Source organism: Gynuella sunshinyii YC6258 (genome assembly GCF_000940805.1).
GTDB lineage: Bacteria > Pseudomonadota > Gammaproteobacteria > Pseudomonadales > Natronospirillaceae > Gynuella > Gynuella sunshinyii.
Genome location: NZ_CP007142.1, coordinates 5,585,101 through 5,600,807, shown reverse-complemented (window position 1 = coordinate 5,600,807; position 15,707 = coordinate 5,585,101). Strand labels below are relative to the sequence as shown.

The window sequence follows — 15,707 nt, the reverse complement described above, 5'->3', positions numbered from 1 at the left end:
CAGGAAAATGCTCCCTGTTGCTGTTCTGCATACTCTCTGCACATTTCCGGTTTCTACTGTATGGCAGTTGTCCATTCATAAAAGAGGTAGATATGCGACTACTCAGTCTGTGCTTTGTTACATTAATGTTGTTCAGTGCCTGTCAGCCCCAGGATGTCAGCACTGACGATGGCATCATCATTCAGGTCAGAGCAACAGTAGCAACCGACGTTAAGCCTGATACGGCTATTGAGCTGGAGTTTTCATCGCCATTACCCACAGGGGTCAACCTGCGGGATTACATCGTTGTGACACCTGACATCGACGGTGAATTAACCCTTGCTACAGATGGTCTCAGTGCCACATTTATACCTGAGCCCGGCTGGGAGCCTGAAATGAGCTACCGCATCACCGTTGCCGATGGCGTTGCTCTGGCAAATGGCGATCACTTTGCAAGCGCTGAATGGCAATTTCAAACACAAGGCTGGACCGATCCGGCGATTCAGCTGGCCAATACCGGTACTGTCAAAGGCTGGGGTCTGACAATAGATTCTTCAGGTAATGTATTTGTCGTGGGTCAGGTACTCGGTGCCGATGAGTTTGCCGGATTATCGACGGCATACAGCGAGCAGGGGGTGGTGCAGAAATTTTCACCGACTGGCGAGCTGCTCTGGAGCAAATTAATCGACCCCGGTTACCATTCGGCCGGTTTTGATATTCACGTCTCCAATCGCGACGTACTGACGGTACTGATCCGTGGAGTGAGCGATCAGACCCGGGTTTATCAGCTGGATACCGATGGCGAAATGCTCAGTGGATCCCCTTGGATCATTACTGCCGATGACGCATCGGTATGGCTGGATGCCGTCGAAATGCGCGTGGCTGACAGTGGAGAGGTGTATCTTTATGGCCAGACGCAAGGCTCCATCGATGGGGTGCAAAGCGGTCATTTATTTCTCATGAAATACACCTCAGGCGGCCAACGAGCCTGGGTAAAACAGTTTGACACGGTCAGCCAATCCCCGAGCGACTACTTAATGTGGGATATGGTTCTGGATAACGCAGGATCAATTTATCTGGATATTTCCAGCGCGAAATCATTACTGGGTAGCGAACCGATCTGGGATGGAACGACCGCGGTTCCAAATGGGGTGGTGGTGAAATTTGATGCGGACGGCAACCTGAGTTGGATAAACCGCTTTGGTCACAATGACATTACCCTGTCTTCGCTCGCGATCCAGACCAATGAGCAGGGTGACGTTCTGGCGGCGTTTGAATTTTATAATGCACCAGCCGGCGCCGAACTGAACGGCACCGCCCTGAATGCAAGCGATGGGATGGTTCTCGTTCGTTACAATCAGGATGGGGTTCACCAGAGTACGACTGTCTATGCCAATAACGGCGGCTGGACGGGTGTTACGGATATGCAGCTCACGACTGACGGTACCTTGATCGGCGTTGGCTTCTATTACAACGAGGTCACCAATCCGGCGCAGAACTGGCTGACCGAATGGGATGCACAAGGCAATCTCTACCGGGAGCGTTTCCAAAGCGATCTCTTCGCAGATTACTATGCAGCGCTGGCCATCGACCCCTGGGGTCGGTTGTTTATGGTCGCGACTGAGGACAATGGTCTGCTGTTGCGTCAGTTGTCATTTGACTGATCGGGGCGCTAGAGCGCTTCATACACGTAACCTGCTCCATAAACAGATCGGATCGGCTCACTCGGCAAATTAAGCTGGGTGAGTTTTTTACGCAGGTTACGAATATGCGAGTCGATGGTACGGTCACTGACATCACGAAAGTCCTGATAAACCAGATCGAGAATCTGCGCACGGGCATAGATACGTCCGGGATGGGAATATAAAAGCCGGAATAAATTGAATTCAATCTGGGTCAGGTCGACTCTGGTGTTCTGGTATACCACCGCATAACTGCCTTCAATCAGCTGTAATGCCGGTGCGGTCTGAATAACACGACGGTCCAGGCGACGAATGGCGGCATTGACCCGGGCGATCAGTTCCTTGGTGCTGAACGGCTTGCAGACATAATCGTCGGCGCCGGCATCCAGTCCCAGTAAACGGTCAATTTCCTGCACTTTGGCAGTGGTCATAATAATGGGCACATCACTGAACTGGCGGATTTCCTGGCAGATCGTCAGACCATCTTTGCCGGGCAGCATTAAATCCAGTATCACCAGACTGGGTGAATGGGACTGGACCCAGTCCACGACGCCCAGACCTTCATTAAGCCATTGGGTTTCATAACCCTGTGCCTGCAGATACACCAGCGTGACCTCTGCGATATCACGCTCATCTTCAACCAACAGAATTGTATGTGCCATGCGTTTTATTCACCCGTAATTTCGTTACACTGAACCGTCCGTTTTTTGTTATGCCGGTAAATTTCCATGTCATTCGAGCTTAGCTTTCATCCGATTATATTGCCTTTTTTGATGGCGTTTCTCATTTCTTTGACATTAATGGTTTATGGTTTTCGCATCCGTAACAGCATGACGGCCCGTCTGTTTGCCTGGTACGCTGCCGCGATTGCCATCTGGCAGCTGACATCTGTGCTTGAGCTGGCCAGCCTTTCGGCATCGGCCAAGCTGTTCTGGACCAGCATCAAATATCTGGGCAGTGCCACCGCCCCGGTGCTGGGCCTGCTGCTGGCGTTGTCGGCCACACGTCGCGGTCACTATTTAAAAAAGCGGTGGTTGACCGTGCCGTTATGGATCTGGGGGATTTCAACAATAGTTGTGGTGTTTACCAATCATTGGCATCACTGGTATTGGGTTCGCACTTATCTGAATCCGCAGGGATATGATCTGAACACAGATAAGAACTGGTGGTTCGGTATTTATGCTGCTGGAATGTACATTACCATTCTCGCCAGCACGGTGATGTACCTGAGCTATGTGCGGCGTGCTCCGGCAATTTATCGTAAGCAGGCTTACTGGTTTGCGATTGGCGGATTTTTACCGCTGGGTTTCCAGATTCTGTCGGATTTCGCCGGTGTGGTGATTATTCGTGGCGCGGATCAGGTGATCTTTCTGATGCTGTTCACACTCATTGCCTATGCCGTTGCCCTGTTCCGTTACGGCGCATTTCGGCTGATGCCCGTGGCCTACGATCAGATCGTTCATGATCTTGCCTCCCCTGTGCTGGTATTTGACCAGAACCAGTTACTGCTGGACGCCAATACGGCGGCGACCACGTTTTTTCAATTGAATCTCGAAGCCGACATTGGCAAACCTATTGAAGACATTACCGGCGTCAGCAACTGGGCTGAGCTTGACCGACGTGAATGGTGGACCGCACACGCATCGGGTCACGTTTGTTTTCAGGTTCAGCTGAATCCTCTGAGTGATGGGGCAACCACCTATGGTTACAGCCTGTTGCTGTCTGAGATTACCCAGCTGAAAGATACCGAAGCCCGGCTGGCGGCCTCCAACCGGCAAAAGCAGCAGATGACAGCCGACCTCGCACACGATTTGCGCACCCCGATTCAAATCGTCAGCGGTTACCTTGAAGCATTAAACGACGGCATGATGGCACCCACGTCGGAACGCTATCAGTCCATGCAGCATCAGATGGGGAATCTGTCGAAACTGGTCACCGATATCATGGTACTTGCCAAAAGTGATGCAGGTGATCTGCAACTGAATCTGCAAGCGACCGACTTTGTGACGATCGTGCAATCTGTTGTGCGGGATTTTCAGGCAACGGCTCAGGCCAGATCACAGATGCTCTCCTGTCTCTGCGAAGAATCATTACCGCCTGTTCTGGCCGATGGTGCGAGGGTTGAACAAATCCTGCAAAACATTCTGCGTAATGCCATTACGTTTACCCCGGAGAACGGTCGCATCGAGGTTATGCTGAACGCCCAACAGGACGGTTATATCGAATGCCAGGTCAAAGACACGGGTATCGGTATTGCTCCTGAAAATCAGAACCTGGTGTTTGAGCGTGCCTTTCGCGTCAGCGAGGCCCGGGCGACAGAAAGCTCAAGCAACGGACTTGGTCTGGCGATCTGTAAAAGCCTGGTCGATGCCCAAAACGGTGAGATCGGTGTCAATAGCGACGGGCTTGGTGCGGGCAGTGTTTTCTGGTTCCGGTTACCCATAGTCTCTTAGCGGTTAGTTAATGTCGCCGCATTCAAGACGCAGGACCACAAACCTCGCACGTATTTTGCTGATCCGGCTCTGATGCTGTTATCACAATGCCTGACGCGGACGATCGCCCGGTACAACGATGTGTAAGCGGAATATCTGTGCCCCTCAAGCGGCCGGTATTTACCGCCGTTCCGGCCATAACGCCCGTCATTTAACGGTTTATGCAGGAGAACAGAATATGAGTATTTCAGGGTTGGGGTCATCTTTTTATCTCAGCACGTATGCCCAGCAACTGCCACCCACAAAAGAGCGTGAAGATAAAACCTCTGAACTTCACCAGCGCCAGTCTTTAAACGAGAGCGACCCCAAACAAGCCGGTCAGTCTGATGTCTTCGCGGATGCCTTGAACAATGCGTTGCAATCGGTGCAGGTCGTGACCGGAGCGGCTGCTGTGCAGGCATCCAATGTTGAAACTGACATTAATGCCGCGACGGATGAGTCTGGCCCGCTGATCGAAAACATTAAGGGTGTCAATGTCATCGTCGGTAACCACGCACTGGACAATGTCAGCGGCCGGTCGTTGCTGAGAACCATGGATGCGGACCAATCGGCTGATTTTCTTGAGCTGGCCCGTCAGTTTGCTCAGGATGGCAACGTTACGCCGGGTATGGAAGTGATCAGCTCTGAGGCGGTTACCAAGCCAGAAGGCGTGCCAATGGAGATGGATGTCAACATGTATACTCTGGCCAATGACTGGAGTACTTACCTGGAAATGGATGTCGACAGCAAAGACCCGGAATACCTCCGGCGAGTGGAAGCCTATATGGATCTTGTCGGTGTTGAACGTGAACTCAAAGAGCAATACGGTGACGATGTGAAACTGGTCTACAGTCATCGCGACAACGGCTACATCATGCTGACACAGGATGATCTGCATTACGATGAAATGGCCTCGGCGGAAGACGGCGTGCAGGCAATTATTGACCATGTGCGCAGAGACTTCGTTGATGCTGAAGTTGTTCGTGACGCGCTGGCACCCTATGGATATCGAGTGTAATCGATAACGATCTGGTGGAATGTCGTGTAGCGAAGAGGGCTTTTGTTTTGGTCCTCATCGCCAGAGTATTTCGGCAATCTGGCGGATGCAGGGGCATCCACTCAGGGTCAATGATGCCGGGTGGGTTCTATCACATTCAATGCCCGCCATTCACCCGGGGAGATGCCTTCCCAGTCTTTAAATGCCCGATAGAATGACGTGGTGTCCTGATAGCCCAGCATATAAGCCACTTCGCTGACATCGATGTCAGGATCACTCAACATTTGCTGCCCCAGTTCGCGCCGTGCTTCAGTCAGTAAGGTTCTGAACGTGGTCGCTTCATCGGTAATCCGTCTTTGCAGTGTGCGCTCACTCATGCCGAGTTCCCGGGCAATCACGCTTACTTCAGGCCGGCCGCTGGCCAGAGCCCGTTTCAGAATCACTTTGACCCGTTCGCAGGTACTGCTTTCGGCTTCGATTTCTGCAAATGCACTGGCCAGGTTCGGGGTAATCAGCGCCAGAAACTCAGGGCTGTATCCGGGAAATGGAATGGCCAGATCACTGCGTTTGAAAGTGATGGCATTGCGGGATGCGGCAAATATGATCGGGCAGCCAAAATAGCGTTCTAACGCCTCGTTGCGATCTGCCACACGATCATATTCAATGCGGATCGGTGTCAGATGCTGTCGGGTTCCCTGTCGTCCCAGTTCCATCAAAAACGCAAACGACAAATCAATAGACGTTGCCGGTTCGGGTTCTCTGGCATGGGGCCATTCCTTGATGATGGTGTATTCATTGTCCTGTTCCACCATCCGGAAATGTTCACAGGCCCCCATACGTTTGAACCGTTCTATCCGGTGAATGGCATCGCGAAAATCTGACGCATACAGAGCGGCGATAAACGCCGGCTGGTAACCGGTCTGATTGGCCGAAGCTATCAGACTCAAAGCCAGTGATGGATCATCAGCCAGAGATTCCACCGCTTTCCAGATGGCAAACATCTGTTCGGTGGTAAATGTTACCCTGGTATCAAGGTGAGCCGTTACGGGCAATCCCGCTGTGCGCAGAATTGCCGGTGGTTCCAGCCCGGTTTTTTCAAAGGCCCGCCACAGGGTTGGTGGAAAACGACCTTTGTCTATCGCCAAACTGTTCAATTTATCAAACTCCTGTGATCGTGTTGCTGCAGGTCGTGCGGGTATTTATTTAAACGTAACCTGTCCGTGTGAAGCGGCAAACGCTTTTAAGGCATCGCACGCCCGGGGCCAGGCAGGATCGTCACTGAACAACGCAGAGCGCAGATAAGCCCAGGTCATGCGCTGGACGATGGCCAGACGTTCAGGATCTTCATCATCTGTTTCTTTGGCATCATAACCAGCAATACCGCCCAGACCATGTTTGGCCCCGATCAGGGTCAATAAAGCCTGACTGCCGGGCGCTTCATAAAAAGGATCCATATGCCATTCCGCCCCCCGGTGGGTCAGCATCGGGTTCACATCACTGTCACCTGCAACCACCAGTGCCGGGGTGGTCATATCAGCAAAGTCAGCCGATGGTGCCGCGTAGTTCTGCACCGCAAATTCGGTATAACTGTCTCCGCCATTGCCGGGGGCTGCCAGTAATACGCCAGCTTTGATCCGTGGTTCGGCCATGCTCACATAGGTCTCGCTTTTGTCCTTAGGGTCCAGCATTTTTGCACCCATTAACACGCTCACCGTCTGTCCTCCCATGGAATGGCCAACGGCGGCGATTTTCTCCCGATCCAGGCGACCGGCAACAGGGGGTACCAACGTTTCAATTTCATCGAGCCGGTCCAGAATAATCTTCATATCCTGCACTCGTGAACGCCAGAATAACGGACCTCCTGGTGCGCTGGCATCAAGCCCGGCCACCTTTGAATTGACATGTGTTGGCTGAATCACCACGAAGCCGTGTTCTGCAAGGAAGTTAGCCAACGGACCATAACCGTCTTTGGAACAAATATAAAGCGACGGACCATGACCGTGCGACAACAGGATGATGGGCAGATCTTCACCGGTTGCCGGAGCCGTGATGCGTAATTCAAGTGGAATGTCACGGTCAGGAGTTGTCAGAATCACCGGGCTGATGGAAATGGTTTGCACTGTTTTATTGGTGGGAATATGGCTTGCTTCTCGGATCAGGTTATTCATGTAGACTCTCCAGAAATGAAAAATGATTGGTCATCGGCCGATGATCACAGAAGCAAGCATAAGAAAAGCCCAGGCGTGAAGAATTAACAGAGTACGCCAATTCAGTTCCATTTGGCGCCAGAGTTCAGACTCTGTTGGTTGCTGTTATGATATGTGATTTAACCAAAGGGGGGAGTATGGAGCTCAAGCTATACAGCTCCATCGGCTCGAACAGTTCAGAGCGGGTTGAGTGGGTTTTGAATTATAAGGCGATTCCTTATCAGCGGATCGAAGTGAACAATGAAGAGCTGGTCTCCTCCTATCTGCACATCAATCCATTCGGATATGTACCGTGTCTGGGGGTGGAAGGCCATATGATTTCAGAGTCCATGGCCATCATTGAGTGCATTGAAGAGCTGTTTCCCCAACAAAGCCTGCTTGGCCATTCCGTTTTCGAGCGGGCAGCGGTTCGCGAGATTTGCGAATACGTCAATTCCAGCATTCATTCACCTCAGAACCGTACTGTACTCAGAGCATTTAATCCGGATCTGTCGGAACAGGCAAAGCGCGAGCTGCGGGGACAATGGATATCCGGATGTCTTGCGAAGCTGAAACAGAAACTCTGCAAGGATTCTCCGTTTGCCATTGGCAAGGGTTTTACGATTGCCGATATTTTTGTTGCCACCATTTATAAAAAAGCCTTACAACATGGTTCGTCAGGCAATGATTTTTACGATGCCCACCTGGTCTGGTTGCGACAGAATGATCGTATTCAGGCAGCCGAGCCCTCAATGGATAAGCAGAATTTATAATCAAAGGATCCTGGTCAAACAGGATACTTTACTGAGTGGCCCCCGTGATTACAGTGTTCGCGTCTGCTGTTGTTTTGAACGCAAAACACCTGCTAACTCCGGGGGGACCACTTCGGCTCGATAGCCATTGATCTGACCAGAAGGTACGCGTTCATCAAATACATCCATATAAGATCCATGATAACCAAACCATGACCATTGAATTGACATATCAGTATATATTTGGAGCGGCGATACTTGCGCTGCTGTGTGTGGTTGCCAGCGCTGTGACGCGTCGGGTTGGCGCTCCTGTTCTGTTGGTATTTCTGGTGCTGGGGATGCTTGCCGGCGAAGATGGGCCGGGAGGTATCCGTTTTGACGATTTCAATCTGGCTTTTTTATTCGGCAATGTTGCGCTGGCCGTTATTATTTTTGATGGTGGTCTGGGTACCCGTAAAGATACTTTTCGGGTGAGTCTGAAGCCGGCTCTGTCTCTTGCTACAGTGGGCGTATTACTGACAGCCGCGATTACCGGATTTGCGGCATATCTGATACTTGGGTTGTCCTGGCAGGAAGGATTGTTGATTGGTGCCATCGTCGGTTCTACTGATGCCGCGGCGGTATTCGGGCTGTTAGGCAGCGCCGGTTTCGAATTAAAAGAACGGACCGGAGCCACTTTGGAAATCGAGTCCGGATCGAATGACCCCATGGCCATTTTTCTCACCATCACCCTGGTGCAGGTTCTGCATCTGGAAAGTCAGGGTAACCAGGGCTGGACCATTGCCAGCGAGCTGGTTCGACAGATGGGGCTGGGTCTGGCGGTTGGTTTTACCGGTGGCTATCTGTTAGTACGGGCATTGCAATACCTATCGCTTCCGGCCACTTTATACCCGTTGTTGGCTTTGGCCGGTGGCATCAGTCTGTTTGGCGTTACCACGATCTGGCAGGGCAGTGGTTTTCTGGCCATATACATCGCTGGCGTGATGATCGGAAATGCATCGTTGTCTTACAGCAAGGATATTCATCGTTTTCATGATGGTATGGCCTGGCTCAGCCAAATTGGAATGTTTTTAATGCTGGGCTTACTGATCACACCGACACATATGGTACCGGTCATACTGCCGGCATTGGGTGTGGCGGCGGTACTTATTTTTATCGCCCGTCCGCTGGCGGTAATCGTTTCCTTGCTTCCTTTCCATTTTCCATGGCGCGAACAGGCCTTTATCAGCTGGTGTGGATTGCGTGGTGCGGTGCCTATCATCCTGGCCCTGTTCCCATCATTGGCCGGGTTGGAACACACCCAGATTTACTTTGAACTGGTGTTTTTTGTGGTGCTGGTTTCTCTGGTTATCCAGGGGTGGACCATCGCCCCCGTGGCCAAATGGCTGCAGGTGGCACTGCCACCCACGACGGTTGAACCGGAGTTTTTACACGTACTGATCAAGGGGGAGCATGACAAGGAACTACTGGTTTACCCGGTCGGCAAAGGCAGTCATGCCGAAGGCTCCATCATTGGTCGACTGCTGCTGGAAGAGGGAAGTCAGGTGGTAGGGGTGATCCGTCAGGGTGTACTGCTGCAGAATACTCCGAAACAAAAACTGAGTGGTGATGACACGGTTGTTATTCTGGCAACTGATCGTTCCAGACAAAGCCTGAGTCGTTTCTTCGCGCCGTCTTCCCAAGATCAACAGCTGGAATCAGGACACTTTTTTGGTGAGTTCGTGTTGCGACCGGATGCCAGGCTGGCAGAGATTGCACACACCTATGGTTTCAGCATAGAGCCGGTTGATACTGATCTGACGGTCGCGGAATACATCGCCAGACAGTTTCATGATAAACCGGTCGTGGGTGATCAGGTCCGGTTGGGTCTGGTCAGCCTGATCGTCAGGGAAACTGACGGTAACCATATTATCTCTGTGGGATTAAAGCTTCGCCCTAAGCCATGAGAAAAACTGCGGATATCCAGAACCTTAGGATATTCAGCAGTCAAGAACGACACATACTATTGTGTCAGCACAAAATAATTAAATGTTATTGCACACCTGTGATCTCAGGTGTTTTTTAATAATACCAGCGCCGTCAGCATAGATTTTATGCCTTGCCCTGGCTTCCTCGTCGACATGATTCAGAGCGTCTCTGTTAACCCGGCAAGTATATATGTCGGGGATGTCGGACCTCGTCATTGGTCATAGCCAATGCGAGCCCCTGGAAATTAAGCGGTCCGGAGATTCGGAGTTTCGTGCAACAGCACCAGATTTCTTGGGGTGATAATTAAAGAGATCAGGACGATCTACTTAATTGCTATGTTAATAACATTGCCACGACTGTAGAGTTCGGGGAACAAATACGATTGTTGGCGATAAAAATAGATCGACTCCTGTCGCAATTCTGCTTTAAATAATGCACTTTTTTAGTTCTCATACTAATTTATTAGATCCTTAAAACCCCACTGTCAGGCGTTTTCATCTCCTCATATTGAACTAATTTACAGTTGTCGGTTTTGTGCTATTGGCGCTCCCTGAGTGCCTATTTAAACTGCTGAAATCCTATTTTGGTCGGTAGCAGTACAAAAAAAGGATTCGGCAGCCCTGATACCTCAGGGTTCATCACTGTACAAACACAAAGGAAACACTATGCAAAGCAAGATACTACATGTAGCGGGAGTACTCTTGACAGGTTCGTTGTTGCTTTCGACACAGGCAATGGCGGGTGGATCCCATCAGCAGCGTTTTTCGACGTTTATTGATAAATACTGGAGCGACAATGATCTGCCTCCCTGGCAATGTCGTTTTATTCCCAAGGCATCTCCTCTGTTTCTGCCGCATTGCATGCAGGCGGAAAATGTAACTTATCACCTGCAACAATTGCAGAATATTGCGGATGCCCATGAGGGCACCCGCGCTGCCGGACTGCCGGGTTATGAAAGCTCAGTCAGTTATATTACCGATACCCTTTCGGCGGTGGGCTATGACGTTAAATTATTACCCTTTGATTTCAATGCCTTTTATGAAATTGCAGATGGAGCACTGATTGCTCTGGTACCAGAAGCGGTTGAATATGTCTGGGATGAGGATTTTGGTTATCTGTCACAGACCGAAGCCGGCGATGTATCCGGCCCGGTGATGGCAGTTGATCTCGAACTGGGTGAAGGAAATGCCTCCAGTAGTGGTTGTGAGGCAGAAGATTTCGACGGATTTGAACCCGGCGCTATCGCACTGATCCAGCGTGGCAGCTGTGCGTTCCAGCAAAAAGCCGAAAATGCGGCAGCAGCCGGTGCTATTGGTGCCATTATTTTTAACCAGGGCGACAGCGATGATCGTACCGGACTAATAAACGCAACCTTAAGCTCTGATTACAGCGGTGGCATACCGGTCTTATTCGCTACCTACGAAAATGGTGTTGCCTGGTCAGAAACTGAAGGCCTGGAACTCAGAATGGTGGTCGATGTATTACGCGAAATGAGATCCGTAAACAACATTATTGCCGAGAGCAAATGGGGTGATGACGAAAATGTCGTCGTTCTCGGCGCTCATCTGGATTCTGTCTTTGCAGGACCCGGTATCAATGACAACGGCAGCGGCAGTGCCGGCATTCTGGAAATGGCATTATTGCTGAAAAACGCCCACACCAAAAACAAAATCCGCTACGCCTGGTGGGGAGCCGAAGAAGCCGGCCTCGTTGGATCCACACAATATGTACTCGGTCTGGAACCCGAAGAACTGGCGAAAATCAAAGTGTACCTGAACTTCGATATGATCGGTTCACCGAATGCTTACTATGGCATCTATGATGGCGACGGGTCAGCCTTTGAACTGGAAGGACCTCCAGGGTCAGCGGCAACAGAAGCACTGTTCGAGCAATATTTCAACATTCGCGGGCTGCCATTTGAGGGTAGTGAAATCAGCTTCCGCTCTGACTATGCACAGTTTTTCGAAGAAGGCATAGCCTTCGGTGGTCTGTTTACTGGTGCTGAAGAAATCAAAACCGAAGAACAGGCAGAGCTGTATGGCGGCGAAGCCGGACTCGCTTTTGACCCTTGCTACCATAGCTCCTGTGACGATATCTCCAACCTCGATCAACGCGCACTCGAAGTCAACGCCGATGCCATCGCCTACGTGACAGCCGTGCTGGCGAATAGCACCAGTGCCATCGATGAAGAAATTGACAACTCCGAACTGCCGGATCTCAACGCACAGAACCTGACACTGAAATCCTCAGTCAGCTATGACAAATCCCATTGGGGCAAATACTGGATTAAATAATCCAGCACCAGAACCGGCACCCGGATACCCGGGTGCCGCTACACCACGCTGTTACAAATTGGTCATTGAGAATCAAACAGAACAACAAACCTATTGCCATCCTTAACCATTCATGTTCAAAATGCAGGCTTAGTCAGTGCAGTCTAACCCTGTCACGGCAGAGGCCGGCGTTTCTATTAACCTGGCAATTAAATAGATCGTCCCGAGAAATCTGGCGGTGTTGCGCGAAACCCCGAATCGTCGAACCGCTTGATTTATCAGGGCTCGCATTGGCTACAGCCAATGGTGTGGTCCGACATCTTGGTGCATCCCTGCATCACACTATTAACCCGACAGGTATACTTGCCGGGTTAATAAAAATGAAGCCGTAGTCCGATAATGATCTGGCACCATCATCGTCTCATGATCGGACCACCTCATGCGGGTATGTTCCATGCTTTAGCTGACAACAATGCCCCTATCAACTTATAACGGAGAAAATATGGACATCGGTAATATTCTGGCTTTTATGGCCGTCGCATCCTTGCTTGTGATATCTCCCGGCCCTAATGGTCTTCTCATCGCCAAAAATGTTCCCCTGTTTGGTAAAAAGGTTGGCTTTGCGAACGTTGGCGGGTTTGTTTGCGCTTTTTACGTGCATGGCACTCTATCGATACTGGGCATTTCTCTACTGCTTGTTCAATCCGCTCAAGCCTTCGCAATCATCAAATTACTCGGCGCGGCCTATCTCATCTGGATCGGCATAAAAGCAATGTACTCCGCCATAAAAAGCAGTCACCCAAACGGAATCCACCTATCGACAGAAAACAGAATAGTTGACATGCCAATTTTTAAAGCCTTCTTCGAGGGCTTTCTGACCAACGTGCTGAACCCTAAAGTCTCCTTATTTTACCTGGCCGCATTTCCACAATTTATTCCTGTGCACCAAGACCCGATCAATTCATATGCACTGGTAACCGCTCATGCACTGGTTAATTTACTTTGGTTCTCTTCAATGGTTCTAATACTCAACCGAGTGAAACACGTAACCAACTCAGCTCGCTTTAAGAAATGGCTAAACTCAATAACGGGCGCAGTTTTTATTGGCTTTGGTTCAAAACTGGCTTTGATGAAAAGTGGTTAAGATGGATGTCCTGTTATATTGGTTATGTATTTACTCTGGTACAGAGCAAATCGCACATCACAATAACCAATAGCATCGAGGCAGTCTTTTAGACTGGCTACTGCTTTGGGTGTCTTGAATCCAGATGAAATAGATAATGAAATATCCTGATGAGATTGATTTTTTTTTATTTTCTTGAAAATCATGGATGGAGTACCTGCTTTATCTATGTTGAAGGGAAAATTTATGAAATGGGGCCTACGCATATTTTTGAGAACCCCATTGAGGTGTTGCTCAATAGCATGATTGAGTTACTGGAAGGTGGTAATGAATCCGAATTTATTTGGTACGATGAACCCGGCGAGTACAAATGGTCCATCAGGCGTAATCACAAACAAAAACACAAAGTACTGGTTTCAATCACTGAATGCACCCAAATCAATACATATGAAAAACCAAAAATTGAAACGCTTGAATTTGAAGTGAAATTGAAACTATTTTCCATTTGCATACTACGTCAAATGGAGAAGATACGAGATATGATGTCAGAAAACAGTTACAAGGAACACCGCAAAGGTCAGTTTCCTTACGACACATTCAAAGAGTACAAGTTGGTTCATGAGCGGGCCTATTCATAAAAATCATGTCAGATACAAACCTGCATTACGATAAGATTGCCCCAGAGCAAAGCGTTAACTTTAGAGGATTATATGAAAAACATACTGGTTTTATCTCTTATTTTTACCTTAATGAGCTGCGCTGCGTTAACTTTAGACCCAGTAGCAGATGAAGTGAGAAACGTTCAACTAAAACAAGATACGAACAAAAATGTCACGTTATTCGATTCAATGGTCTGGTATGACCTTAATCGGTCACACGGAATACTATTTCCCGAAGGGCAGTATGTATTGGAAGCAGAAGATGACGACTACTACTATTTCAAAGCGCCAGAATCTCTTGAATTTCGAACATTTCAGGGTCGGCAGACTACAGACAGCCGCATGGAACAAGGTGGATTATTTCTTGGCAAGAGTACTTTAAGACTGGTGCCAGCAGGCGCATATATATCAACTACGAACGATAGCAAAACACTTGTTTGGAAGTTGGGAGGCGATTTTATGTCAATGCAAGGCGAGAAATGGGAAAAAAGCTATTGAAAGCAATCAAAGATACTAACCGTGTCACTACTGTCCTATAAGCAGTGATAATAACGCGTGGCTTCACTTCCTTGATAGGGTCATGATCAAAAGTCCTTGTGCTGATAAATATACGGTGTCGGGTAGTATCTGTTGTTGGAGTGAGTTTCAATGGTTAAGATGGTGTGCTGTTATATTGGTTATATTGGTTATATTGGTTATATTGCTAATCAATACCATTAATTTTTCAGATGACTTGAATGGTTTTTATAATAATTATTACACCCGTCAGTAAAAATAGAGCTGCTATAGCAGCTTAAAATGGATACTGCTTGTTTCAGCATGGATGCCGCATCTGAACCTGTAGAGAGGTATATACGGCGGATCTGAAACAAGGAATATTCACTATTTCCCTCCCGATAATAAGATTATAAGCTGGTTAAAAAAATTTATGACTTGGCATTCTGACTTACTATTTTTAGGACTTTTTCCTTATCCTTTTTGGTGAGTCGTGAATAGTGTTCAATGATCTGTGCCAGACCATCATCCTCACAATAAAGATAGGCAACAGGAACGCCAAGAACTTCACAAAGTTTCTCGATTGTCTTGGGGTCGGGGCGATGTTTACCGGTTTCATATTGATTCATTCGCGGGCTGGCAGATGATGGGTCAATGCCAGCCTGAATACCCAATTGTTTCTGGGAAATATTCTTGCGCTCCCGAATCTCTTTCAGCCGTCTGGTGAAGGTATCGATAGTCCTGATCTCTTGTTATCTGATTCAGGACTAAGATTTTCTTAGTTTTGGTGTTGACCAGATACTAAGGAATACTTAGTATCAAGTTCTTTTCATATAGCCAGTATGGATCGCTTTAGTCATGAGGAAGCAGCTACCCGATAATATCCACTTAAACATATTCCCCCTGCCACCGGTGCTATCACAGCAACAGTTCTCCGAGTATGTCGGGGTGTCATCTGATACGGTGCGCGGGTGGGTAGAACAGCGTACCTTGCCGACGATTAAAATCGGTCGTCAACGATATATCAATATCGTTGGCCTGACGGATGCGCTGAACAACGGCAAGAGCAGGTTTTGTAAGGGAGATTATAAGTCGTGATGACAGGAGCGCCGGATGGCGCCC

Annotated in this window: 14 protein-coding genes; 10 read left to right on the top strand and 4 right to left on the bottom strand. The window is 49.1% G+C overall.

Annotated features, from left to right (window positions below; translation table 11 throughout):
* Positions 1-92 precede the first annotated feature (92 nt).
* A complete protein-coding gene (locus tag YC6258_RS23345) occupies positions 93-1,643 on the top strand; it encodes an Ig-like domain-containing domain (RefSeq protein WP_044619021.1) in 1,551 nt (516 codons plus the stop codon).
* Between the two features lie 8 nt (positions 1,644-1,651).
* Here the strand turns inward: YC6258_RS23345 and YC6258_RS23340 are convergent, their stop codons facing one another.
* On the bottom strand, positions 1,652-2,323 hold the full coding sequence (locus tag YC6258_RS23340) for a response regulator (RefSeq protein WP_044619020.1): 672 nt from the start codon (positions 2,321-2,323) through the stop codon (positions 1,652-1,654).
* A 66-nt stretch (positions 2,324-2,389) separates the two neighbouring features.
* Between YC6258_RS23340 and YC6258_RS27680 the strand changes: the two genes are divergently transcribed.
* Both YC6258_RS27680 and YC6258_RS23330 read left to right on the top strand, forming a co-directional pair.
* Entirely contained in the window at positions 2,390-4,114 is a 1,725-nt protein-coding gene (locus YC6258_RS27680) for a histidine kinase N-terminal 7TM domain-containing protein (protein WP_052830533.1), read from the top strand.
* 217 nt (positions 4,115-4,331) lie between these two features.
* On the top strand, positions 4,332-5,150 hold the full coding sequence (locus YC6258_RS23330) for a hypothetical protein (RefSeq protein ID WP_144407730.1): 819 nt from the start codon (positions 4,332-4,334) through the stop codon (positions 5,148-5,150).
* A 107-nt stretch (positions 5,151-5,257) separates the two neighbouring features.
* Here the strand turns inward: YC6258_RS23330 and YC6258_RS23325 are convergent, their stop codons facing one another.
* Positions 5,258-6,283, bottom strand: coding sequence for an AraC family transcriptional regulator (locus tag YC6258_RS23325; RefSeq protein ID WP_052830532.1), 1,026 nt, complete (start codon positions 6,281-6,283; stop codon positions 5,258-5,260).
* A gap of 45 nt (positions 6,284-6,328) precedes the next feature.
* Positions 6,329-7,297, bottom strand: a complete 969-nt coding sequence (locus YC6258_RS23320) for an alpha/beta hydrolase family protein (protein WP_044619018.1) — start codon at positions 7,295-7,297, stop codon at positions 6,329-6,331.
* Between the two features lie 176 nt (positions 7,298-7,473).
* On the opposite strand from YC6258_RS23320, the gene YC6258_RS23315 reads away from it, so the two are divergent.
* The 6 genes from YC6258_RS23315 to YC6258_RS23290 all read left to right on the top strand — a co-directional run bounded on the left by YC6258_RS23315 (position 7,474) and on the right by YC6258_RS23290 (position 14,588).
* Positions 7,474-8,088, top strand: a complete 615-nt coding sequence (locus tag YC6258_RS23315) for a glutathione S-transferase family protein (RefSeq protein ID WP_044619017.1) — start codon at positions 7,474-7,476, stop codon at positions 8,086-8,088.
* Positions 8,089-8,279: 191 nt separating this feature from the next.
* On the top strand, positions 8,280-10,013 hold the full coding sequence (locus YC6258_RS23310) for a potassium/proton antiporter (RefSeq protein ID WP_044619016.1): 1,734 nt from the start codon (positions 8,280-8,282) through the stop codon (positions 10,011-10,013).
* Between the two features lie 687 nt (positions 10,014-10,700).
* On the top strand, positions 10,701-12,329 hold the full coding sequence (locus tag YC6258_RS23305) for a M28 family metallopeptidase (protein WP_044619015.1): 1,629 nt from the start codon (positions 10,701-10,703) through the stop codon (positions 12,327-12,329).
* Between the two features lie 481 nt (positions 12,330-12,810).
* Positions 12,811-13,452, top strand: a complete 642-nt coding sequence (locus YC6258_RS23300; protein WP_044619014.1) for a LysE family translocator — start codon at positions 12,811-12,813, stop codon at positions 13,450-13,452.
* 149 nt (positions 13,453-13,601) lie between these two features.
* Complete coding sequence (locus YC6258_RS23295; protein WP_044619013.1) at positions 13,602-14,069, top strand: hypothetical protein; 468 nt, start codon at positions 13,602-13,604, stop codon at positions 14,067-14,069.
* Positions 14,070-14,141: 72 nt separating this feature from the next.
* Positions 14,142-14,588: a hypothetical protein gene (locus tag YC6258_RS23290; protein ID WP_044619012.1), complete on the top strand. Its 447-nt coding sequence runs from the start codon at positions 14,142-14,144 to the stop codon at positions 14,586-14,588.
* A 428-nt stretch (positions 14,589-15,016) separates the two neighbouring features.
* Here the strand turns inward: YC6258_RS23290 and YC6258_RS23285 are convergent, their stop codons facing one another.
* On the bottom strand, positions 15,017-15,301 hold the full coding sequence (locus YC6258_RS23285) for a helix-turn-helix domain-containing protein (RefSeq protein WP_281176376.1): 285 nt from the start codon (positions 15,299-15,301) through the stop codon (positions 15,017-15,019).
* Between the two features lie 142 nt (positions 15,302-15,443).
* On the opposite strand from YC6258_RS23285, the gene YC6258_RS23280 reads away from it, so the two are divergent.
* Positions 15,444-15,683 carry a helix-turn-helix domain-containing protein gene (locus YC6258_RS23280; RefSeq protein ID WP_044619010.1) on the top strand — a complete coding sequence of 80 codons (240 nt, stop codon included), beginning with the start codon at positions 15,444-15,446 and terminating at the stop codon, positions 15,681-15,683.
* Positions 15,684-15,707: the final 24 nt, after the last annotated feature.